Consider the following 23,866-nt stretch of genomic DNA (forward strand, 5'->3'; position numbering starts at 1 on the left):
CTCTAACAAAAGTACATGCCCAATCGAAAGAGTGAATGAAGAAATTAGGGATTGCATTAACCAACATGGCTGGAGAAATGACTGGAATGTATAGTCTCTATCGCTTATTCACTGGAACAGATCCCGTCATTGGAAAAAAGTGTGGAGCAAAACAGATTTAGTGTTTTGTTCCACACTTTTTTTAGTTTTTCTCTTGCTATTCCTAATTTTTTGCGTATGTTATACAATGAACTCTAAAAGGAAATGGAAAAAGGAGAAAAGAATGATGGCGCAAAATCAAAAAAAGTTCAAAGAAATAATCATCAGCTTATTGTATGTTATCGTACCACTGATTTTAGGAACAATACTTAGTCTATGGCTCAAGCTATCAATTTACATACCCACAGCTACAATTTATGCAATCGTGTTGTTATTTCTCGTACCGGCTGACAATTTCTTTCATAGTAGTGTAGACTACAAAGCGAAAAGCATCAATCCTACTTACCGACCACCCACTTCAAAAATAGATGGAGGAACGAAGCGTGAGCTGCTTCATTTTATTCTGGTAGTGATCTCGTTGATCTTCTGTCTTGTGGGATGGTATCTTAGTTCTCTATAACAAAGCTAGCTGCTTTACTTTTTACGCAAACTGTTGATTCTGCTTGAATTATGTTAAAATAAGTAGACCTGTTTTACAACAAAATCTTACCCAGAATAAAGGTGTGAAATCATGAAGCCATCCATTACAGATAAAAAAATCAACGAAGAATTAACGACATTATTAGCCTTGATCGGTGAAGATGAATTGATTCAGCGTTACAAAGAATTAGAAGAAAAAGTTCAACATAACGAGAAGCTCGCGGACTTAGTAGAGCAAATCAAAGCTGCTCAAAAAGATGCTGTCCAATTTGCCCACTATGATAAACCCGAAGCAGAAAAGGCCGCAATCAAACGCGCAGATGAATTGACCAGAGAATTTGATGAGCATCCATTAGTTGTTGCCTATCGCGAGCAACTAATGGAAGCCAATGACCTCTTACAACACGTCACAGACATGATCCAATATAGAATCAACGAAGAATTAGAGAAGGAAGGGTAACGATGCCTCAAAAAACGAAAAATACACCCATGATGGAACAATACTTAGCGATCAAGGACCAATATCAGGATGCCTTTCTATTTTATCGATTAGGGGACTTCTATGAAATGTTTTATGAAGATGCTGTCAATGCCTCGCAATTGTTGGAGCTAACATTGACTAGTCGTAATCGTAACGCAGATGACCCAATCCCAATGTGTGGGATTCCTCACCATGCGGCACAAGGCTATATTGATACATTGATCGAAAAAGGCTACAAAGTAGCAATTTGTGAACAAGTGGAAGATCCTAAAACGACGAAGGGAATGGTCAAACGAGAAGTCGTCCAGTTGATCACGCCTGGAACAGTGATGACCAGCAAAGGGTTAGATGCCAAAGATAATAACTATCTGACTGCTATTGTAGAAGAAAATGGAACATTTGGATTAGCTTACGTGGATTTAAGCACAGGTGAGTTAAAAACAGCTGTGCTAACGGATGAAGATGGCGTAATCAACGAAGCTTCCGCACTGCAAACGAAAGAAATCGTCTTAGGCAGTGCTATATCTGAAACATTGCAGCAAACACTAAAAGATCGTTTGAATATTATTTTTTCTGAACAAGATCATGCCGAAGAAAATGCAGAGTTCAGTTTCTTAACAAGTGAATTGACTCAGCCATTAGAAGTCGAAGTAACTGGAAAGCTCCTAACCTATTTAACGGTGACCCAAAAACGAGGGTTATCTCATATCCAAAAAGCAGTCGAATATCAGCCAGATCATTTCTTAAAAATGGATCACTACTCAAAATTTAACTTGGAGCTGACACAATCGATCCGAACAGGCTTAAAAAAAGGCACCTTGCTATGGTTGTTAGATGAAACAAAAACAGCAATGGGCGGCCGTCTATTGAAGCAATGGCTAGATCGTCCTTTGATCCAAGAAAAACAGATCCAAACGCGCCAAGAAATGGTTCAATCCTTACTAAATGCCTATTTTGAGCGAGTTGATCTGCAGTCGACCTTAACGAAAGTCTACGATTTAGAACGTTTAGCCGGTCGCGTTGCTTTTGGAAATGTGAATGGTCGAGATTTGATTCAATTGAAAACATCCTTAGAACAAGTTCCACTAGTTCGTGAGCTGATCGTTGGGATCAATCAAGGCGAATGGAATGATCTATTAATTGACTTGAATCCAGCGGAAGATATTGTAGAGCTGGTCAATCGAGCAATCAATGAAGAAGCACCGCTTGCAATTACAGAAGGAAACATCATTAAAGACAACTACAATGAAAAATTAGACGAATATCGTGATGCTATGCGTCATGGCAAACAATGGTTAGCTGAACTAGAAGCCAAAGAACGCCAAGAAACAGGAATCAAAACCTTAAAAGTTGGTTTTAATCGAGTATTTGGTTATTACATCGAAGTGACGAAATCGAATCTAGCCAATTTAGCAGAAGGCAAATATGAACGAAAACAAACCTTGGCAAACGCTGAACGCTTCATAACCCCAGAGTTAAAAGAAATGGAAACCTTGATTTTAGAAGCGGAAGAAAAATCAGTTGATCTTGAGTATCAATTATTTTTAGAAGTGCGTGAACAAGTCAAAGCGAATATCGAACGTTTGCAAAAACTAGCGAAAACAATCAGTGCCGTGGATGTTTTACAAGCTTTTGCGACAGTCAGCGAAAGATATCAATATGTTCGACCAATTCTGAAGAGCAATAGCAAGGAATTGCAAATCATTGAAGGACGTCACCCAGTAGTGGAAAAAGTTTTAGGACATCAAGAATATATACCAAATAGTGTCCGAATGAGCAAAGAGAACATCATTCTATTGATCACAGGACCGAATATGTCGGGGAAAAGTACGTATATGCGTCAATTGGCGTTAACAGTGGTCATGGCTCAAATCGGCTGCTTTGTTCCCGCTGAGTCAGCTGAGCTACCAATTTTTGATCAAATATTTACACGAATCGGTGCATCTGATGATTTAATTGCAGGTCAAAGTACCTTTATGGTGGAAATGATGGAAGCCAACCAAGCGTTAAGGCATGCCACACCAAACAGTCTGATTCTATTCGATGAATTAGGCCGAGGCACCGCAACTTATGATGGTATGGCATTAGCGCAAGCAATCATTGAGTATATCCACCGAGAGGTCAAAGCAAAAACGCTGTTCTCCACGCATTATCATGAATTAACGGTGTTAGATGAAAATTTGCCCGGCTTGAAAAATATTCATGTCGGTGCCGTAGAAAAAAATGGGGAAGTTGTCTTCTTGCATAAAATGATGGACGGACCAGCGGATAAAAGTTATGGTATCCATGTTGCCAAGATTGCTGGCTTACCAAGTGCATTATTAGAACGCGCAGCAACAATCTTATCAGCGTTAGAAGCAGAAGAACAGCCACTCAAAACGGTTGAGTACTCAAACGAAATCAATGAAGATACCGAACAACTTTCATTATTCAAGGAAGTATCCACCGATGAATTAGGCGTGATCGATACCTTGAAAAAAATCAACCTATTAGAAATGACACCAATGGATGCTTTAAATAAGCTGCATGAATTACAAAAAAGAATTTAAATTTAAAAACTGAGCAAGGAGACGATCGAATATGGGGAAAATTCAAGAACTATCTGAACAGCTTGCCAATCAGATCGCTGCTGGTGAAGTAGTAGAACGTCCTGCATCAGTGGTCAAAGAACTTGTAGAAAATGCGATCGACGCCGGCAGTACCCAAATCGATATCTTTATTGAAGAAGCAGGGCTAAAGACAATACAAGTCATCGATAATGGGGAAGGAATTGCGAAAGAAGATATCTTAAATGCGTTTAAACGACATGCAACCAGTAAGATCCACACAAGAGATGATTTGTTTCGCATTCGTAGTTTAGGGTTCCGCGGAGAAGCCTTACCCAGTATTGCTTCTGTATCAGAAGTGACGCTTGAAACAGCCGTTTCGGATGAAGAAGAAGGTAGTTTTGTCCAAATGAAGGGCGGAAAAGTCGAAGAACATCGTCCTTCTGCCTTAAGAAAAGGGACTAAAATCACAGTCGCTAATTTATTTTTTAACACGCCTGCCCGCTTAAAATACGTCAAAACGATCCAGACAGAATTAGCCAATGTTGGAGATATTGTCAATCGCTTGGCATTAAGTCATCCGACTATTGCATTTCGCTTAGTTCACGACGGCAATAAAATGATGAACACAGCCGGTAATGGAGAGTTGAAACAAACGATTGCGGGGATCTATGGAATCGGCACAGCCAAGAAGATGCTGAAAATCACAGCAGAAGATTTAGATTTTAAACTGACAGGGTATGTTTCGTTGCCAGAAGTCACGCGCGCTAGTCGAAATTATTTATCGACGATCATCAATGGTCGTTATATCAAAAATTTTGCATTGAACAAAGCGATCGTGGAAGGCTACGGCTCGAAGTTAATGGTTGGCCGTTTTCCACTAGCAGTATTAGAAATTGAAATGGACCCTTTGTTAGTGGATGTAAACGTTCATCCCACCAAACAAGAAGTTCGTTTGAGCAAAGAAAAGGAATTAATGGCTTTGATCAGTGAAGCAATTCGCGAGGTTTTGAGCCATGAACAATTGATTCCCAATGCGGCAGATAATCTTGGCTTTAAAAAGAAAGTGGAACTGCAAGCAAAAGTCGAGCAAATGGAAATTCCTTTAACGGAACAAGAAGCCTCAGCCCAACCTATCAGAAAACCAGGGAGCTTAGGCTATGATGCGATGAGCGGAAATTTTTTCGTCAAAGAAACACCAGCAGCATTTTCAACCCAAGATACACAAGCTGAAAAAGCAGAACCACAGACAGAACAGCCAGTAGACAAAGAAGCGTTGATGGCGTATGCCTTCAGCTCACCTTATGCTGAAAAGCAAGACGCTGATGATACCCAATCAACAGAACAAGAACCAGAAGTGACAGTAGAAGCCCAAAAACAAGCAGAAGCGACAGCTATTGATGCACAAGTTTATGAAGAAGAATTAACTCTGCATCCTGAATTTGATTTTTCAGCAACCGGTGCGCAAAATGAACTAAACAAAGCCTTGAATAAGTTGTCTGATGAACGTCCTAAAGAGCGTTTTCCAGAATTAGACTATTTTGGTCAAATGCATGGTACTTATCTATTTGCACAAAGCAAAGATGGGTTATATATCATCGACCAACATGCGGCGCAAGAGCGGATCAAATATGAATATTTTAGAGAAAAAATCGGTGAAGTAACCAATGATCTGCAAGAACTACTGGTGCCAATCGTGATCGATTATCCAAATAGCGACGCCCTAAAGATCAAAGAACAAAAAGAAACACTAGAAGAAGTAGGAATTCATTTAGAAGATTTTGGGCAAAACAGCTTTATTGTTCGTTCCCATCCGACTTGGTATCCTGCAGGCGAAGAAGAAACGATCATTCGAGAAATGATCGATATGTTTTTGACCACAGGATCAGTCAGTGTAAAAAAATTCCGTGAAGCAACTGCAATCATGATGAGCTGTAAACGCTCGATCAAAGCGAATCACTACTTAAATGAACAACAGGCGAGAGTGTTGTTGAAGGATCTGCAAACATGTGAGAATCCCTTTAATTGTCCTCATGGTCGTCCGGTCTTGATTCATTTTACGAATTCAGATATGGAAAAAATGTTTAAACGAATCCAAGATCCACATTAAAAATAAAAGGAAGAAGGTTTTATCCTAATGACAGTGATCCTTGCCTCTCAATCTCCTCGCAGACGTGAGCTGCTGAGTCGAGTTATTTCTGATTTTAAAGTGGTGCCAGCTGACATCAATGAAGAGGTCAAAGACTACTTCACACCAATGGACTATGTATTGACGATGGCAGCCCAAAAAGCGATGCATGTGGCAAAGCAATACCCTAATGATTTAGTGATTGGGTCTGATACAATCGTAACGATCGATAATGATATATTAGGAAAACCGACTTCTAGAGAAGATGCTTTTCGGATGCTTAGACAGTTGAGTGGTAGAACGCACAAGGTCTACACTAGCGTTGTCTTGATGAAAGATGATCAAGAATCCTCAGCAACGGTTCCAGCTACAGTAGAATTTTATGAGCTGACGGATGAAGAAATCAATCACTATTTAGATACAAAAGAATACCAAGACAAAGCGGGTGCTTACGGAATTCAAGAGCAAGGTGCGTTATTGGTGAAAAGTATCCAAGGCGATTTTTATTCGATCGTGGGTTTGCCAATTGCGACTTTAAATCGTATGTTGGCAGCATTTGATTAGTTACAAACAAATGAAAGAAGGCAACCAAGCAATGAAATGTTCACAAACAAGAGCGATCCAAACACATATCATCACGTATCCCTATTTAAACTTCCATAAGACCCTATTTGGGGGACAATTAATGGCCTGGTTAGATGAGACAGCGGGTATTTCAGCCGTTAGAGTTTCAAGAGCGGCAATCGTGACCGCATCAGTAGATCATTTAGATTTTTTGGCGCCATTGAAAGCTAGTCACTCTGCATGTATCGAAGCGTATGTATCAGGGGTCGGTACACGGTCAATTGAGATATTTGCTAAAATAATTGGAGAAGATTTATTGACGGGTGACCGTTATTTGGCAGGTACTTGTTTTATGACATTTGTTGTACCTAAAGGAGCTAGTTTACCGGAGAAAATCGAGCCTGAAACGAAGGAAGAACACTTTATCTGTCAGGGCTACGAAGCAAGGAAGCAAGTTAGGCAAGCAAAACGACAAGAGAGTCTTGCTCTTGCCAGTAATGTCGATTTAGATATTCCTTGGAACTAAGAAAGAATGAAACACTGATTTTCTAAACAGGAAATGAGTGTTTTTTTCTCAATGATGCTATGATAAGACTAATAAAAAAGTAAGGGTGTGATTTGTCATGGAAAAACCATCAAAAGAAGAATTGAAAAAAAAGCTATCTGCTATTGAATACGCTGTGACGCAAGAAAATGCGACTGAACGACCATTCACAGGGAAGTATGACGACTTTTACCAAGAAGGTATTTATGTTGATGTAGTTAGTGGTGAACCCCTTTTTAGTTCAACAGACAAATACGACGCAGGGTGTGGCTGGCCAGCGTTTACTAAACCAATTGAAAAGCAAGGAATCAAAGAAAACGAAGATGTCTCGTTAGGCATGCGGCGTGTTGAAGTTCGTAGTAAAGAAGCAGATTCTCATTTAGGACATGTTTTCACAGACGGACCTCAAGAGCAAGGTGGGTTGAGGTATTGCATCAATGCGGCAGCCTTACGCTTTATTCCTGTTCAAGAATTAGAGAAAGAAGGATATGGCGAATATAGATCCTTATTTGAATAAAGTGAAAGCTTATCTAGGCAGGTGAAAACTGCTTAGATAGGCTTTTTTTACTATTTCGCAGTAAAAACAAATGTTATTTCTTTATTATATAATAATGATTGCTATTTTCAGCTATATCGAGTATTATAAAAATATTCCGAAAATTAAAATTAGGAAAGAAAACAATTGTTTATTGGGGAGAAAAAGATGAAAAAAACGAATATAAAGAAATTAATTAGTGTTATGATGCTATCTACTTTAGTATTAGCAGCTTGTGGCAGCGGTGGTAAGACCGATTCAACAGACAGTAGCAACGATAGTAAAAAAGCGAGTGGGGAACAGCTTTTTAGATTGGTCGTTCAACAAGAAATGCCAAGTGCAGATCTTTCAGTAGCAACAAATACGATCAGCTTTTCAGCATTGAATAATGTGTACGAAGGGTTATACCGTTTAGATGACAAGAGCAGACCACAACCAGCTGGAGCAACAGAAATGGCACAGAAAAGCGACGATGGTTTGACATATACCTTCAAATTGAGAGAAGATGCAAAATGGTCAAATGGTGATCCAGTTGTAGCAGCTGATTATGTCTATGGTTGGCAACGGACAGCTGATCCTAAAACAGCAGCAGAATATGCTTATATGTTTGAACTAGTGAAAAATGGAGCGGATGTATCGGCTGGTAAAAAAGGCCTTGATGAATTAGGAATAAAAGCAACTGGGGATTATGAGTTGGAAGTAACATTGGAACAGCAAACACCCTATTTCGATTACTTGTTGGCATTCCCCTCATTTTTCCCTCAAAATCAAAAAATCGTTGAAAAAAATGGCAAGGACTACGCAACAACAAGTGAGGCAGCTGTCTATAATGGACCATTTACATTAACAGATTTTGATGGACCAGGAACAGATACTGATTGGTCTTACACAAAAAATGATCAATATTGGGATAAAGAGGCTGTTCAATTAGATAAAATTGAAGTAAAAGTAGTAAAAGAAGCACCAACTTCATTGAATCTTTTCCAAGATGGACAAGCGGATGATGTGATCTTAAGCGGAGAATTAGCCCAACAAATGGCAGATGATCCAGAACTTGTCATTGAAAAAGATGCTCGGACTTCTTATCTTGAATTTAATCAAAGAGACGAGAAATCACCTTATCACAATGCTAATCTAAGAAAAGCAATCTCTTATTCAATCGATCGAGATGCATTGGTTGATCGTATTTTAGGAGATGGATCAGTTGCTTCTAAAGGGTTAGTTCCAGCGGGAATGTCATTTTCACCAGAAGGCAACAAAGACTTTGCTGATGAAAATAAAAATATTTTGACTCACGATACTGAAAAAGCCAAAGAATACTGGGAAAAAGCGAAAAAAGAATTGGGAATTGATTCATTCAAGTTTGATATCGTTGGAGACGATACAGATTCTACTAAGAAAGTATTGGAGTATATCCAAGGCGCAGTGAAAGAAACCTTAGATGGCGTGGATGTAACAGTAACTAACGTACCGTTTACAGTTCGCTTAGATCGTGGTAAAAATGGCGATTTTGAAGTGATCATGGGTGGTTGGGGTGCTGATTACGCAGATCCGAGTAGTTTCACAGATTTATTTGTAACAGGTGGTTCTTATAACAGAGGACGCTACTCAAATGAAAAATATGATCAACTAGTAGAAGATTCTAGAACGACAAATGCCTCAGATCCAGAAAAACGTTGGACAGACATGCTTGACGCTGAAAAACTATTGATAGATGAGATGGGTGTTGCACCAGTTTATCAAAAAGCAGAAGCGCATATGCGTAGTAAAAAAGTACAAGGTGTTGTCGCTCATGGAGCTGGCGCAAGATATGATTATAAATGGACGTATATTACTGAATAGATGAAGAAACTGAGGATAGACTGTCACTCACAGAGTGACAGTCTATCCTTTTTTTATCTTAATAACTACACATTTTTCAAGCTACTGATTTCCTCTGATTTGTGGTAAAATAGAAACGTATGTGCGTGTAAAACGCAAGATGTGGTGAACAACAACAGTTTTTGCTTTAACCACATCGAGAAAGGTGAATTATGTACGAGTATATCATTGGTAAAGTGACCTTTATCAGTCCTTATTATATTGTAATCGAAACAAATGGAATCGGCTATCAGATTTCTGTAGGAAACCCCTATCGTTATTCTGGCAAGACGAACGAGAAAATTAAAATCTACGTTCATCAAGTTATTCGTGAAGATGCCCATCTATTGTATGGCTTTGGTGACCTAGATGAAAAACAACTCTTCTTAAAGCTGATCAGTGTGTCAGGGATCGGACCTAAAAGCGGTCTAGCAATCATGGCTTCAGATGATCATGGCGGCTTGATCAATGCGATCGAAAGTGAAGATGCTGCGTATCTAACTAGATTCCCGGGTGTAGGTAAGAAAACGGCACAGCAAATGATTTTAGACCTAAAAGGAAAACTTGGGGAACTAGAAACATCAGATGCAGCTGTGGAAGCCATGACCAAAAGACCAGATACACAATCAGCTAATCAATCATTGACTGAAGCCTTAGAGGCATTGAGCGCATTAGGCTATAGTGAAAAAGAAATCAAGCGAATTACACCAAAACTAGAAGAACTAGGCAAACAGCCAACAGATGAATACTTACGCAATGCACTGAAATTTATGATGAAACGCTAAGGAGGAATGGCTATGACAGAAGATGAAAGACTACTTTCCGCTGAAACCAGCGAAGGGGAGGAGTCTCTTGAAAAGTCGCTACGCCCGCAGTTTCTCGAGCAATATATCGGTCAAGACAAAGTAAAACAAGAGCTTACGATTTATATTGAAGCGGCCCGTAATCGTGAAGAAGCGCTCGATCATACTCTTTTGTATGGACCACCAGGACTTGGTAAAACTACGATGGCCATGGTGATTGCCAATGAAATGCATGTCAATATCCGTACAACGAGTGGACCTGCGATTGAGCGTGCCGGTGATTTAGTTGCTATTTTAAATGAACTAGAGCCAGGGGATGTTTTATTTATCGATGAAATCCACCGTTTGCCACGAATCGTTGAAGAGATGCTCTATTCAGCGATGGAGGATTTTTATGTAGATATCATGGTGGGGCAAGGAACAACGGCTCATCCAGTCCATTTCCCATTGCCGCCGTTTACCTTGATTGGAGCAACAACCCGTGCAGGTATGCTGTCTGCACCACTTCGAGATCGCTTTGGTATCATTTCTCATATGGAGTACTATGAAACTCAGGACCTAAAAGAAATCGTGTTACGTTCTGCTGATATTTTTCAAACAGAAATCGTTGAAGAAGGTGCCTTTGAAATTGCCCGCCGGTCACGTGGGACACCGCGGATTGCCAATCGTTTATTAAAACGTGTTCGTGATTTTGCTCAAGTTCAGTCAGATGGTACGATCGACCGCAGTATTGCGGATCAAGCATTGACCTTGCTGCAAGTTGACCATCAAGGATTAGATTATGTCGATCAAAAATTATTGAAAACAATGATCGAATTATATGGTGGCGGACCTGTTGGATTGAGTACCTTAGCTGTGAATATCAGTGAAGAGACTGAGACCGTTGAAGATATGTACGAGCCTTATCTGATTCAAAAAGGATTTATCAAGCGGACACCAAGAGGACGAATTGCAACGGCACTTGCCTACGAACATTTTGGGTATGAGTCTTATTATCAAGAATAATCTATTCAACACTCAATTTGTTTATTCAAACATGAATAAACAAATTGAGTGTTTTTTATTGGCAATAAAAAATAACTGTTCATTAAGACGAATTAGTTGTTTGCTACAAAGATAGAAACTATACTAAAAGAAAATAAACGCAAGGGCGTGGAGAAAATGCAAGAATTATTTGATCGAAAAGTAAAACTAGTTCCAGCAATTGTTTCGTTAGTATTATTAGGAGGTGCATTTTACTCATTATTGAATACGGCATTTATTTTGAATTTTTGTATTATTCTCATTGCAGGATTAATAGGAATGTATTTGATGTATGGTGTGGAAGGCATTAAACAATTATATTCTCCACTAAGAAAAGGTTCGGTTAAAATTATATTGATCGCCTATGTGCTAAGTTGGATAACTGCTCTCTTAGCAAAAGTTTTAGCTGGGGCAATCGGACAACCAACTGCTGCCAATCCAATCGTAGATGAATTTAGTCATGGAATAGGCCCCGCGCTTACACTCTTAGGGAAAACGTTATTCATGCTTGCAGGAGAGGAAATCATTACAACGATTCCGCTGATTTTATTGGTCCATGTAGCATTACGTTATAAAGTTGAACGAAAGACCGCTATCATTGGTTCTGTTATTTTAACAAGCCTTATGTTCGGATCACTACATTTATCGACTTATGATTGGAATTGGTTCCAGTGTTTAGTTGTGATTGGTTTGACCCGAATTCCATTTACATGGGCGACATTAAAAACGAATTCAATCTGGGCGGGCACGATCATTCATATCGCTTTTGACTGGCTGATTTTTATAGGATTCATGTTGGGGACCTTAGCACATTAATATTCTTTTACAATTGTTATGGCTATACCAATAGGTGGTATAGCCATAACATTTTTTTGGATTACATGCAAATAATATATCTCATCATAGAAGAAGTGAGTGTTTGATTAGAAAAATAATCGTATCATTTGCACAAAATATTTTATGCTCTTATAGTTAATAGTGTACCAATTAGAAAAAAATAAGCGAAAGGATGGGAATTATGGAAAAGAACACGAGAAAAAAAGGTTTTGTGTCGTACTTGACAACGCAAGATGAAGCAGGGGTAAATATCTCTTGGGGGGCAATTATAGCGGGATTAGTTTCCTTCTTTGCGATTTTCTTTACCTTAAGTTTGATTGGTTCAGCAATTGGTTTTGGGATCGTTAAACCAACATCAGATAATCCTTTAGATGGTGTGGGTATGGGACTTATTATTTGGACAGTGGTGACATTTGTCCTTTCATTATTTTGTAGTGGATTTATAGCTGGTGTAGCAGCACGTAGAGTCGGTTTAGTTCATGGTTTTTTAACATGGGCAACGAGTGTTTTAGTATTGATTGCGATTCTTTCTTATACCGCAATCGGCGCATTTTCAGCAATCGGTTCTCTATTTGGGAATATCGCTTCAGCAACAGGCAGCACGGTGGAAACTGTCGCTTCGGGTACATCCGATGCAATCAGTAAAGGCTTTGATAAAGTCACAGACAGCGTTCAATCAGTGGATACGACAGACCTTCAAGGTCAAGTGAAAAAAGTCTTGTCTGATACGGATGTAAAAGAATTACAACCTGATTACTTACAAGATAAAATGAAAGAAGCAACTGACGAAATCACAGATGCTGGGAAAGAAATTGTCAAAAATCCCGATAACTCTGATAAAATCTTTAAAGATACTGCAGATTCTTTAGAAGCCAAAGCGAAAAAAATCGGTGATTCAATCGATCGTCCGGCAATTGCAAATGCAGTAGCTAAAAATACAGATTTATCACAAGAAGAAGCAGAGCAAGCAACTGATAATATTTACAATGAATTACAAAAAGCATCGAAAGAAACACAAACACAAATTGAAAATGCTAAAACAAGTCTTGAAGATGGCAAAGAAGAGTTGGATAAAAATATCAAAGAAGCGAGACAAACAGCAGAGGATGCTTCAAACACAGTATCTAAAGCATCGATCTGGGGCTTTGTAGCGATGATTCTTGGTATGATCATCACTTCTCTAGCAGGTTTATGGGGTTCTAATTTAGTGAAAGACCCAGTGACTGAAAGTAAATTATAAAAGTATTCGACAACAGTACTCTGTAAAAAAAGGCATAGCATCGCTATACCTTCAGACTGTAAACAAACTCCTAAATTTGGAGAGTTGTTTACAGTTTTTTTGTTTTATACTAATTATATAAACTATTTTAGGATTGATTCCAATGATAAAAAAAACAATCTATTGAAGGTAGCAATTAATTTGCTATGGTAGCGATCAATGATCTTCTACAAAAAAATCACTTAGTTCGAAAGATTGACACTGCAATTCAGCTCAGTTTGATTTCATTTCCCCCATTGTAGAACCTATGTATTAGACCTCTAGTTGTCCCAGTATTGAGCCAGTAATCTTGATTAACCAATAAACAATTGTTTGTTATTCGTTCTATGAAACAGACAATTAAAGAAGTTAGCACAAATAGTACTTGTGGTTGGTTTTCAGGCTATTCTTTCGAAAATTGTATTTTTACGGAAGACCACTTTGTCTACAGTCTGAGAAGCCAGTCTGATAATCAATTTCTTTTTTGTTGTTTATGTACAATTAATAGTTTTCCTCGTTTTTTTTATACTACGTAAACAAGTGTAAATACTAGGCATTGGAATCCACAAAAGAGTTTTTATTTGTTTTAAATCAAAAAAAAAGGATAATGGATGCTTTTTGTAAGAGGAAACTATTTATTTTCTATTATTATTATATCTGTTAAATGATTAAAAACAACCCTTTTTTTAATTTTCTTCTTACTTTTTTCAAAAAAGAAGAGTTTTTAACTAGATAATTACACTTTTTATTGAACGTCAAATAAGCCGTCAATTTAGAAAGGATGAATCTTATGGCACGTAAAGGTGAAAATATTTATAAGCGAAAAGATGGACGCTGGGAAGGGCGTTATAAAAAAGGACGAAAAAAGAATGGTCAATTGAAGTATGGCTATATTTATGGACAAACGTACGCAGATGTTAAATACCGTCTCTATACCTACAAATTGCATTATCATGCGCTCATTCAGCAACAAGGAGAAAGTGGCTTTTCTTATGAAGAATGGACTATTATCTGGCTTTCCCAACAACAATCTACCGTCAAAGTATCTACCTATACAACCTATCTCTATAAGTTAAAGAAATACATACTCCCGTCAATCGGAAACTGTCCATTGAATCAATTAACGCACGAAACTGTTCAAAATCTTGTGAATAGTTGGCTTCAGTACGGTCTCAAAGCTTCAACCATCCATGTTTTGTACCAACTAGTAAAAAAAACATTAAAAGATGCGACAGAACAAAGCTATTTAAAGCAAACGCCCTGTACAAGAATTCGATTACCAAAAAAAAGACAAGTACGCGTACGTGCTATGACTAAAAAGGAACAACATGTGCTAGAAAGTTGTGCGAAGGGGCTTCCCTTATACAGAGGATTATCTGTTTTATTGGCTCTGAATACAGGACTAAGAATAGGGGAAATTGCAGCATTACGTTGGACTGATATAGATTTGAAGCAGCGAATGATTCATATAACTCAAACCTTTCAACGCGTATCGTTAGAAGGTGGAATAAAAAAAACGCAACTGCTCATGGATAGTTCAAAAACAGAAAGTTCTAATCGAGTGATCCCTATTAGCACAACGTTATATAAATACCTAAAAAAGTGGAAAAAGAAGGCGCCAGGGAGTTATGTATGCTCCAATAGTGAACTGCCGAGTGAACCTCGCTTACTGACCTACTATTTCCATAAAATACGAAAACAATGCGGATTTGAGCATCTTCATTTTCATCAGTTAAGACATACGTTTGCGACCCGTTGTATAGAAACAAACTCAGATATTGTGTCGCTGAGTCGTTTATTGGGTCATACGTCTACAAAAACGACATTGGATATTTACGCCGATTCTATGGTCGAAAGTCGAATAAAAGTTATCACAAATATGAGTAAAGCATTGCAATAAAAAGTAAAAAATACTAATCATTTGTAAATAAGTAAAACAAATAAATGTAAACGTTCTCTTTAAACGCAAAATTTTTAAATAGATAATGAAAGATACTAGACTCTACTCGAATAGAGTCTAGTTAGTTGTCGTCACTTTTATTTATACGCCGTCAATCATCGTCACAAGTAGGCACAAAGTAGTATATCTGGAGGGCTTAATGGTTATTTACGTAGTATAAAAAAAACGAGGAAATCTTTTTCAAACGTCTCTTCTATATAACTATAATTTAGTTGAAATTGGAATTAAAAGGACTTGTTTGTTTACCAACAAATAATTAAAAAGATGACATATAGAAAGGAAGAGGAAGACATGCTTCATTTAGGCATTGTAGGCCAAACAAATTTAACTGATAAATGGACACATGAGTGTAAGAATAACCTCTATGATCTTATTGAAGTGAAAGACAAAGAACAGCTCGCTTACTTAGATGGCGTAGTGATTCCAATGGGAACGACAGAGCAATTAAGTCAAGTTATTGACTGGATAATTGCTTGTCGAATCAATCCAGCGGTTTTCATTTGGGTGTTCTCCGAAGTACCACTTGAAACAGAGAAAAAAATTATGATGAGTATAGGTGCGACAAATGTGATAGCTATGCCAGAAACCTTTACGTATCTATCAATGAGTATAGAGAATACGTTCGTTCGATTAGGAAATAAATATAAGGAGAAGTCAAAAAAAGAGAAAGAGACATCACGAGTAATTCAACTGAATGAACTAAATCAGTCTGTAGTTGTAAATGAAGTAGAGAAAGAGTTGACTCGAAACGAGTACAAGGTATTGTCATTACTCTATGAAAAACCAAATACTACTGTATTATACAGCACCCTAGCAAAATCGTTGTGGCCGGGAAAGGAATTTAACATTTCACGTATAGCCAATATTGTATGCCATATACGGAATAAAATAGGAAAGAACGATACCTGTTCTATTGCGACAATCCGATCAAAAGGGTATATGTTTCGCCTGAATAACTCTTGATAAAACAGATATTGAACGTCTATGTGTTCCGGGAATTTGATTAAAAAGAGAGTATTTCAGGAGACATGTTTTTTTATGTAAGGGGGGTGATACTATTTTTTAGAAGAAACCATGTCGTACATAAGAGAGGAGGAATAAAATGAAAAGAAAAAAAACTATTTTTTTTCTAGTGGGTTTGATTGCATCATTATGTGTGTATCTATATTTAGGTGCGCCACTGATTAAAGCAGATGAAATGACTCAGTCAACTACAGAAATGGCTGCAGCTATAAAATCATCTGAAACGAGTATGTCTAAGGAAAACGGTACAACGATAGATTCCGAACAGAGTATGAAAGAACCAATTCAACCAAGAATGGAAAATATTGAAGCCTATGAACTTACTGCGAATGGTACGGGAATTGTTGCTAAAAATATAGCAAAAACGATGACAGATATCCAAGGTTACAATGGCGATATTGCCGCAATCAAACAAATGATTCTCAAAGAGACAGGTGCCAAAGCATATGGGTTATCCGGGGGATCTGTAGTGGATGTCACAGACAGTATCCAAGTATCTGACTTAAAGGGACTAGAGACCGTTTCATCGAATAATTTGCAAGAATTTCATTTAACGCTAACAGTACCGGCGACTCAGTCAGGAACAGGTAGTGCGTTGAGTAGTGACGTCATCGTATACATTGGAAATGTCGCAAAGGTAAGTAATTGGAGTCAATTAGATGCTGCTCTAATGAGCAATACGGTAACAATCGTTGATGTACAAAGTTCTATGACAAATACGGCGACTGGTAGAGCAGACCGTAATCTTTCAGACAATCGGCCCAATTATGTATTACTAGGGAATGGCTATTCGCTCGATTTCATAGGCTATTCCTATAGATGGGGCACGAATACATCCATCGTGCACAAAGCAGTAGTCGATAACGTTGACCTATATGGCGGACACTACTATGGACCTGTGACAATGTGGGATCGAAATGCCTATGGTTCAAGTATTACGTACCGCAATGTAAATTATACTGGATCACAATTGACCGCTTCTTTCCAAGCTGTTCTGCGCTTTGAAGGGAAAAATGTGATTAAATCGAAAGCTACTCAGTATACATCCTATAATGGGACAGTCCGAAATATGGCTGATACAAACCAATCTGGTTTGGAGTCACACACACTAGTATTTGCATCCAATACAGATACGACTATTGAAGCAGAAAACGGAGACGGTGTGATCTTAGGTAGCTGGTATTCTGACTGGGATACGGTCGCTACTATTCAACCGTCATTAACACTTGAAGAGAATGCCACCGCCACGATTCGTACATTAGGCAATACAGGGGAAACCAACTCTTGGCAAACAAATGGAGGAAGTATTCCGTCCGTCATCAGTGTACAAAGAAATGGAAAAATCGACGTTGGGAAAAATGCTAATCTAAATGTTGAAACGGCTGATGGTACGACACGTGTACCAGTTCGTTTGGGTTATCAGGCAGCAACATCGCAATGGACAACGAGTATCAATCTTGAAGACAGTAGTAATTTCAATGTAACGATCAATGGACCAATCAGTAACACCAATTCTCGTGCGGGATTCATGCTTCAACAAAATTCAGCAATCAATGTGGGAGATAATGCAGAGATGGTCATCAATGCCAATCAAATGACCACTGGAGCACCAGTTATTTCGATGGGACAAAATGCCAAATTTGATGTCGCCCAAAAAGGAAGTCTCGTCTTGAACAAAAACGGAGGAACTGGTCGTCTTTTGGATCTTTCAACGGGATCGAAATTCCAAGTAAAAGACCAAGGTGTGACGAAATTCACTTCTACTAATGAAGGGGCCTCTACTAGTTCAATGATTTATGGTGGAAGTGGGTCATCCTTTATCATTGGTGATAAAGGAACATTTGAGTCTGTGATAAAAGAGGGTACAGGCGTAAGGAATATGTTGGATTTTGGTAGTAACACGACATTCCAGTTTTCAAATGCACAAAAAATCGATTTGGACTCACGTGGCAATACTAACGTAAATCTGATTAATATGACGAATCCAGGTACGTTTACTGCGGATATCCAAGAGGTTTCTGCTTGGAGTAAAGCAGATGCTAGCCAAGCAACGCCAACTTTCCATTGGACACCAATGTATGGTATGTCAATCAAGTACAATGGTACTACTACAACAAGTGTAGTAGGAAATAGTATTACTAACGCTATTCAGAAAAGCTTTGTAGATAATTATCGGACAGAGAATTTTTCTAGAATTGTATACGACTATATTCCGGACGTTCTTGTAGGATTTGACCAACCAAGCGACAATAAGACACTGGAAAGTGGACAAAAACTAACGGGAACGGTCAATAATAATGCATTGATGCTCTTTTATCTTGTAACGGATGAAAGTGATCCAAGTACAGATGTCCTATTGACAGCACCTACTGTTACCTCTCCTATAGAAGGAGATACACGTAAATTTAATACGATCGCCGATAATAATGGGAAATTTACATTTGATTTACCAAGTAGTGTAACGTTAAAAGCAGGCCAAAAAATCAAAGCATACGCTTGGTTAGATGGTAAAGACAGTTATGCACTTCAAACGGTCGCAGATAAAACACCGCCCGAAGGAGAATCTGTCAACTATCAGGTTGCGTTGAACGGCCCAACACCAACTGCAGATAAATTCGTAAAAAATCCGACTGATTCCAATCCAACGCCACAAAACTTCACGTATGCATTTAATGCTGAAACGCCACAATCAACGGTCGAGGGCTTTATGAGTCAAATTGGCGAACATACAGTGAAAGTGGATTTATTCGATGAAGCAGGCAATAGGACGACCATCGTATCAAAACTTACAGTGAATAAAGTGATAGACGGTTCTGATTTTAATGCACCGTATAAGGACATTCGTGACTTATCCGATGATCAATTAAAAAGCTATATCCTTGAGCAGAGTCAATCAACGGCGTATAAAATTGTTGATGGGCAGAAAACGGATATCAGTTCTTTGATAAAAGTAACTGATTTTGGCGGATTGAATGAGACTGAAAATCTTCGGCCTAAAGCATATCCAGTAACATTGACGATAAAAGCAGCAGATTCAGGATTAGCAACAGATATCTCAATAACAATCAATGTGACGGTTGTTGACATGGATGCTGTATTACGTGTTGAATTTGTGAATGAAGCGAATCAAGTGCTTTCAGGTTACACAGTAACTATCAATACAATAGTAGGCAATACCGTAGACTTAACGACAAATGATGCCGTTCAAACCCAAGTAGAAAATGTCACCGCTGCAGGGTATGACATCGCGGAACGTCCAGCTAACGAGAACGCAATCACAATCGATAATACGGCAGTTACTGTACAGTACAAGCTGCAAGGAGTCTTAAGTCTGACATCCGTGCCCAATGCCCTTGATTTTGGAACCTTGACATACGATGCAATGACTAAACGCGTGGAAGATCCATCTTTCGACGAGCAATTAGTCGTAACGGATACACGAGCAGATGCTAAAAATGGTTGGCGTATGACCGCATCTTTATCTACACCAATGCGCAACAGTGAAGGACAAGAATTGGTTAATGCCTTGCGCTATATGAATCAAGGCAAAGAAACAATATTATCTCAGGATGCACAGGTGATTTACACTAATACTAAAGGTACAGCTGGTAGTTATGCCATCAGCGATGGTTGGGGTAAAACATCTGATACAGACGGGATAAAACTCCAAATCAATTCCTCTGATACGGTATATACGGGAGATTATGTCGGCGTCATTACATGGAAAGTGATGGCAGGACAACCATAAAAGGAGAGAGGGAAATGAACTATTCACGCATTATCTTGTTCGGCTGTTCTCTGCTTCTATGGGTGGGTACAATAGTTTCTGGACCCATTGTCCAAGCTAAAGAGGGGACTGGCGGTCAAGTCAGTACGACAGGTAAGATTTCTTTTTATGAAGAAGTGACTGAACCCAGCAGCTCTGCTCCAGTGGAATCAAGCACAGCGAAGCCGACTAAACCCATTGGGAACTTTCCTAGTACTGGGGAACAAATTCGAACGTACAGTTTGATTTTAGGCGGTATGATCCTTTTATTCCTTCTCTTACTCTTTTTACGGAAGCGTAGGAAGGAGGAGCGGGAATGAGCGTAACAAAACAAACTTTTTTACTCAGTATGGTACTAATTATCGTGCTTTTCAGCAGTACTTTCAATTTGACTGCTAACGCAACACCTGCATCGTTAAATCAATCTGGAACTGTTTCAGTTGAAGGGAGCGTAGTGACGAATCCAATCGACCCTGAAAATCCAGGAGTACCTATTGATCCAGGACCAGGTCCGTCCACAGAAGGACCACTACGTATCGACTATGCATCATCTCTGGATTTTGGCGAAAGCAAAATCAGTAAAGGTACGCGTAAGTACAATGCATTAGCACAACAGTTTTTTGGAGAAACTGGACCTAGAGGTAGCTATATCCAAATTACGGATCAACAAGCGGATTCCTCTGGTTGGACACTACAAGTTAAACAAGAAACACAGTTTACCAATCAGATTATTCAAAATAAAAAGGAACAAGAACTCAAAGGAGCCGTTCTTTCCTTAGATAAAGGATGGGCGAATTCTAGCGGCACGAGCGAAGCACCAACGGTGACGCGTGAAACGATTGCGTTGAATTCTATCGGTTCAGCCTATGAAGTAGCGACAGCACGAGCTGGCAGCGGAAAAGGGGTTTGGACCATCGCATTTGGAGCGTCAGATACCAATACGAATAATCAACCACATACCTTGAGCCCTGTAGTGGATGCTTCAGGCAAACCAGTAATAGACCGCACCTACAACAAACCGGTCTATCATAATTCAGCAATCACTTTAACTGTACCAGAGTCGACGGTTATTTATCCGGTCGAATATCAAACGGAGTTAACTTGGATATTAGCCAAGTTGCCTTAATAGATTACACACATTTTAGGAGGAAAAACAATATGAAAGCAAGAAGTCTTTGTACAACAACATTAGCAGCAATCTTAGGAGTAGCGGTGGTAGGAACAGCATCCCCTGCTTTGGCGGCACCAACAGAATTAAGTTCAACAGGAAATGTAACTGTAGAAGAAGGAACAGCCGGTGGTGGTGACCAAGGAACGGTCGATCCAGAAAATCCTGACCAAACATTACCAACACCAGATCCAGACTCTCCAGGAGAAAATACAAACCCAGATACTGGTTCCCTAGTGATTGAAAAAACAACAAATTTAGACTTTGGAACAATTAAAACATCAGCGAATACTGTAACAAGTTTTGCGAAACCAATGAGTTTTGAAAGTGGTGCGAAAACGCGTGGCGCATACGTACAATGGGCAGATGTTCGTGCGGGAGGAACATACGGTTATACAGTGACCGCTCAATTATCAAGCCAATTCAAAGATAGTACAGGAACAAACGTATTGACAGGGTCAACAATTGATTTCAGTAATGGAATAATTGCTGCACAAGGCGACAATACAAATACAGTACCATCAAGTGCACAAACTGCTTTTCAACTAACGGAAGCAGCGAATGATGCCAAAACAATCGTAACGGCAAGCAAAGATAAAAAAGAAGGTAAAGGTCGTTATGCAATGGAATTTGGTCAAAGTAAAGATTCAACTGTGGGTGTCGCAGGTACTGATGCGAATTCAGTGAAATTAACTGTTCCAGCCGCTACAGCTTCAAACATGGCAGCAACAAATTATACTGCAACAGTCACATGGAAAATTACTGCTGCACCAGCTGCAGAAGAAACACCAGAAGTAACGCCAGAAGGATAAGCATGATCTTCGATTTTTGCAGAGGAACAAGTTTAACTTGTTCCTCTGTGTACATAGAAAATATACTTTAGAATAGACGAGGTTAGTTATGAAATCACATACAGTATCTACAAAACATTGGGTGAGTATTTTCTTGAGTGTCATGGTTATTGGTCTCTTTTTTTTACAAGCAGTTCCTAGTTATTCCGCTGCTGAGAATCCAGCAGGTGCTACAGGTTTTACCTACAGTATCACTTTTCCCGACAATCAAGTAGATAAAGAATTAGGCTATTATCAATTAAAAATGACACCAGGCCAGCATCAAAAATTAGCAATTGCCTTAAGCAATCCCAGTGATGAAAAAGTGACCATTGATGTGAAAGTCAATGGAGCAAAAACCAATCAAAATGGGGTCATTGAATATGGGGAGTCTACAATCAAAAACGATCCGTCTCTAAAATTTGACTTTACAGAGTTGGTAAAAGCACCAGAATCTGTCGATCTAGCGCCAGGAGAAACCAAAAACTTAGAGTTGACAATTGATATGCCGGAAACCAGCTATGATGGCGTTATAGCTGGGGGTGTTCAATTGATGCGTGCTGGCCAAACAAATGCCGCAACAGACGGTGGAGGATCGAAAATCATCAATCAATATGCCTATGTTATTGGGATGGTTTTACAAGAAACTGAGACCAAGATAGATCCTGATTTGACTCTAAACAACGTCAAAGCTGGGCAAAGCAATTATCGTAATGCAATTTTCGTCAATTTTTCTAATGTGATGGCTGCGTATTTAAATAATATGACTGTTGAAGTACAAATTACAGAAAAAGGAAAGGAAACGGTATTATACGAACGCAAACAAACAGCGATGCGGATGGCACCAAACTCATTTATTGATTTTCCAGTCAGTATGAATGGAGAGCGAATGGTTCCAGGCGATTATGAAGCGGATATCCTAGTTACTTCAGGGAAAAAAAAATGGACATGGAAAAAGGAGTTTAAGATTACAGATGAGGATGCCAACAAATTTAATGAACGCGATGTAGGTCTGGTTCAAGAAAAAGGATTAGACTGGAAATTGATTCTACTAATCGTTGCAGCCTTTCTAATATTGATCATTCTGCTCTTTATTCTTCTACGTTTTCTTCGAAAAAAGAAACAAACCAAAGAGGACATAGCCAAAAGAGCACGTAAAAAAAAGAAAAAACAAGTAACTGAACTGACAAGCAACAAACGAAAGAAGCCAAAGAATTAATGGAGTATAGGAGCTGAAGAGAGTGTCTATCGTAGATTGGATTTTCGTTACAGGTATCGCACTAACGATCGTTGCACTCCTAGGATCCGCCTATTTTTTGGTACAGATCTTACGAACATCGCAGCAGATTCGCCGGCTACCAGTCAGACGAATAAAAAATAAGAAAAAACGACGTTTTATAGCGCGCAAACGTCAAAAGTTGATAAATAAGAGGAAACGAAGCCTTAGATATTGCCTTATTCTATTGGTAGTGACGGTTCTATTTGGTGGAGCATCTGGCTATCTTTCCTACTATCAATCAATGAATTTGACAACAGATGATTCGGATTCTGTGGTTAAAGGGTATTATCTATTGCGTGATTTTGAACAACAGATCACGATTGCTAAAGAAAAGGGCGATGACGAAGAAAAAATGCAAAAAAATATTCGGTATCTTGCTACCGCAATGGCAAGTTACGGATCGAAAACGGCAAGTACGTCTAATTCGCAAGAAGGGCAGTTGACATTGAATCGCTATTATAATGCCGTCAAACAATTAGGGATGAATGCCAGTACTCAAACCAAAAATTTTTATGGTAATGACGCTGTTGTGGACGATTTTTTAGAAGACATCAAAAAGGTACAGACGTATGAAAAAGCAGCATTCGCTTATTATAATGTGGATGAGTCTGCCTTCTCACAAGAGAAATAAATGGAGTGAGAA

Annotated in this window: 21 protein-coding genes and 1 pseudogene; all 22 read left to right on the top strand. The window is 38.8% G+C overall.

The window, feature by feature from the left end:
• The first annotated feature begins 35 nt into the window (after positions 1 to 35).
• The 22 genes and pseudogenes from IGJ50_RS00735 to IGJ50_RS00840 all read left to right on the top strand — a co-directional run bounded on the left by IGJ50_RS00735 (position 36) and on the right by IGJ50_RS00840 (position 23,854).
• Positions 36 to 161, top strand: a complete 126-nt coding sequence (locus tag IGJ50_RS00735; protein WP_239574241.1) for a pre-toxin TG domain-containing protein — start codon at positions 36 to 38, stop codon at positions 159 to 161.
• Positions 162 to 265: 104 nt separating this feature from the next.
• Positions 266 to 598, top strand: a complete 333-nt coding sequence (locus IGJ50_RS00740) for a hypothetical protein (RefSeq protein ID WP_429948371.1) — start codon at positions 266 to 268, stop codon at positions 596 to 598.
• Between the two features lie 111 nt (positions 599 to 709).
• Complete coding sequence (locus IGJ50_RS00745; RefSeq protein WP_429948373.1) at positions 710 to 1,078, top strand: RicAFT regulatory complex protein RicA family protein; 369 nt, start codon at positions 710 to 712, stop codon at positions 1,076 to 1,078.
• A 2-nt stretch (positions 1,079 to 1,080) separates the two neighbouring features.
• The gene (gene mutS, locus IGJ50_RS00750; protein ID WP_429948375.1) at positions 1,081 to 3,648 is read left to right on the top strand and encodes a DNA mismatch repair protein MutS; all 2,568 of its coding nucleotides are present in this window, start codon (positions 1,081 to 1,083) and stop codon (positions 3,646 to 3,648) included.
• A 31-nt stretch (positions 3,649 to 3,679) separates the two neighbouring features.
• Positions 3,680 to 5,755 carry a DNA mismatch repair endonuclease MutL gene (gene mutL / locus IGJ50_RS00755; protein ID WP_429948377.1) on the top strand — a complete coding sequence of 692 codons (2,076 nt, stop codon included), beginning with the start codon at positions 3,680 to 3,682 and terminating at the stop codon, positions 5,753 to 5,755.
• A 27-nt stretch (positions 5,756 to 5,782) separates the two neighbouring features.
• Complete coding sequence (locus IGJ50_RS00760) at positions 5,783 to 6,337, top strand: Maf family protein (protein ID WP_069640348.1); 555 nt, start codon at positions 5,783 to 5,785, stop codon at positions 6,335 to 6,337.
• 31 nt (positions 6,338 to 6,368) lie between these two features.
• Positions 6,369 to 6,863 carry an acyl-CoA thioesterase gene (locus tag IGJ50_RS00765; protein WP_069640347.1) on the top strand — a complete coding sequence of 165 codons (495 nt, stop codon included), beginning with the start codon at positions 6,369 to 6,371 and terminating at the stop codon, positions 6,861 to 6,863.
• A gap of 97 nt (positions 6,864 to 6,960) precedes the next feature.
• Complete coding sequence (msrB, locus tag IGJ50_RS00770) at positions 6,961 to 7,398, top strand: peptide-methionine (R)-S-oxide reductase MsrB (RefSeq protein WP_429948380.1); 438 nt, start codon at positions 6,961 to 6,963, stop codon at positions 7,396 to 7,398.
• Positions 7,399 to 7,584: 186 nt separating this feature from the next.
• Entirely contained in the window at positions 7,585 to 9,258 is a 1,674-nt protein-coding gene (locus tag IGJ50_RS00775) for a peptide ABC transporter substrate-binding protein (protein ID WP_429948382.1), read from the top strand.
• 191 nt (positions 9,259 to 9,449) lie between these two features.
• The gene (ruvA, locus tag IGJ50_RS00780) at positions 9,450 to 10,061 is read left to right on the top strand and encodes a Holliday junction branch migration protein RuvA (RefSeq protein WP_429948384.1); all 612 of its coding nucleotides are present in this window, start codon (positions 9,450 to 9,452) and stop codon (positions 10,059 to 10,061) included.
• Positions 10,062 to 10,073: 12 nt separating this feature from the next.
• Entirely contained in the window at positions 10,074 to 11,084 is a 1,011-nt protein-coding gene (gene ruvB / locus IGJ50_RS00785) for a Holliday junction branch migration DNA helicase RuvB (RefSeq protein WP_069640343.1), read from the top strand.
• Positions 11,085 to 11,240: 156 nt separating this feature from the next.
• Entirely contained in the window at positions 11,241 to 11,918 is a 678-nt protein-coding gene (locus IGJ50_RS00790; RefSeq protein WP_429948387.1) for a CPBP family intramembrane glutamic endopeptidase, read from the top strand.
• 202 nt (positions 11,919 to 12,120) lie between these two features.
• Entirely contained in the window at positions 12,121 to 13,179 is a 1,059-nt protein-coding gene (locus tag IGJ50_RS00795; protein WP_429948388.1) for a hypothetical protein, read from the top strand.
• A 185-nt stretch (positions 13,180 to 13,364) separates the two neighbouring features.
• Positions 13,365 to 13,622, top strand: a pseudogene (locus IGJ50_RS00800) (IS5/IS1182 family transposase); the annotation flags it as partial.
• A 365-nt stretch (positions 13,623 to 13,987) separates the two neighbouring features.
• Positions 13,988 to 15,097, top strand: a complete 1,110-nt coding sequence (locus IGJ50_RS00805) for a tyrosine-type recombinase/integrase (RefSeq protein WP_429948390.1) — start codon at positions 13,988 to 13,990, stop codon at positions 15,095 to 15,097.
• Positions 15,098 to 15,448: 351 nt separating this feature from the next.
• Positions 15,449 to 16,120, top strand: coding sequence for a winged helix-turn-helix domain-containing protein (locus tag IGJ50_RS00810; protein ID WP_069640339.1), 672 nt, complete (start codon positions 15,449 to 15,451; stop codon positions 16,118 to 16,120).
• A 139-nt stretch (positions 16,121 to 16,259) separates the two neighbouring features.
• The gene (locus IGJ50_RS00815) at positions 16,260 to 19,928 is read left to right on the top strand and encodes a pectate lyase-like adhesive domain-containing protein (protein WP_429948392.1); all 3,669 of its coding nucleotides are present in this window, start codon (positions 16,260 to 16,262) and stop codon (positions 19,926 to 19,928) included.
• A 14-nt stretch (positions 19,929 to 19,942) separates the two neighbouring features.
• Positions 19,943 to 20,266, top strand: a complete 324-nt coding sequence (locus IGJ50_RS00820; protein ID WP_069654930.1) for an LPXTG cell wall anchor domain-containing protein — start codon at positions 19,943 to 19,945, stop codon at positions 20,264 to 20,266.
• Positions 20,263 to 21,072, top strand: a complete 810-nt coding sequence (locus IGJ50_RS00825) for a WxL domain-containing protein (protein ID WP_069640336.1) — start codon at positions 20,263 to 20,265, stop codon at positions 21,070 to 21,072. Before IGJ50_RS00820 ends, IGJ50_RS00825 begins: the two co-directional genes overlap by 4 nt.
• 32 nt (positions 21,073 to 21,104) lie before the next feature.
• Entirely contained in the window at positions 21,105 to 21,926 is an 822-nt protein-coding gene (locus IGJ50_RS00830) for a WxL domain-containing protein (RefSeq protein ID WP_429948394.1), read from the top strand.
• Between the two features lie 88 nt (positions 21,927 to 22,014).
• The gene (locus tag IGJ50_RS00835; protein ID WP_069640334.1) at positions 22,015 to 23,163 is read left to right on the top strand and encodes a DUF916 and DUF3324 domain-containing protein; all 1,149 of its coding nucleotides are present in this window, start codon (positions 22,015 to 22,017) and stop codon (positions 23,161 to 23,163) included.
• Positions 23,164 to 23,185: 22 nt separating this feature from the next.
• Positions 23,186 to 23,854, top strand: coding sequence for a hypothetical protein (locus tag IGJ50_RS00840; RefSeq protein ID WP_069640333.1), 669 nt, complete (start codon positions 23,186 to 23,188; stop codon positions 23,852 to 23,854).
• Positions 23,855 to 23,866: the final 12 nt, after the last annotated feature.

The organism is Enterococcus sp. AZ101 (assembly GCF_050499005.1).
In the GTDB taxonomy this organism is placed as follows: domain Bacteria; phylum Bacillota; class Bacilli; order Lactobacillales; family Enterococcaceae; genus Enterococcus_L; species Enterococcus_L ureilyticus.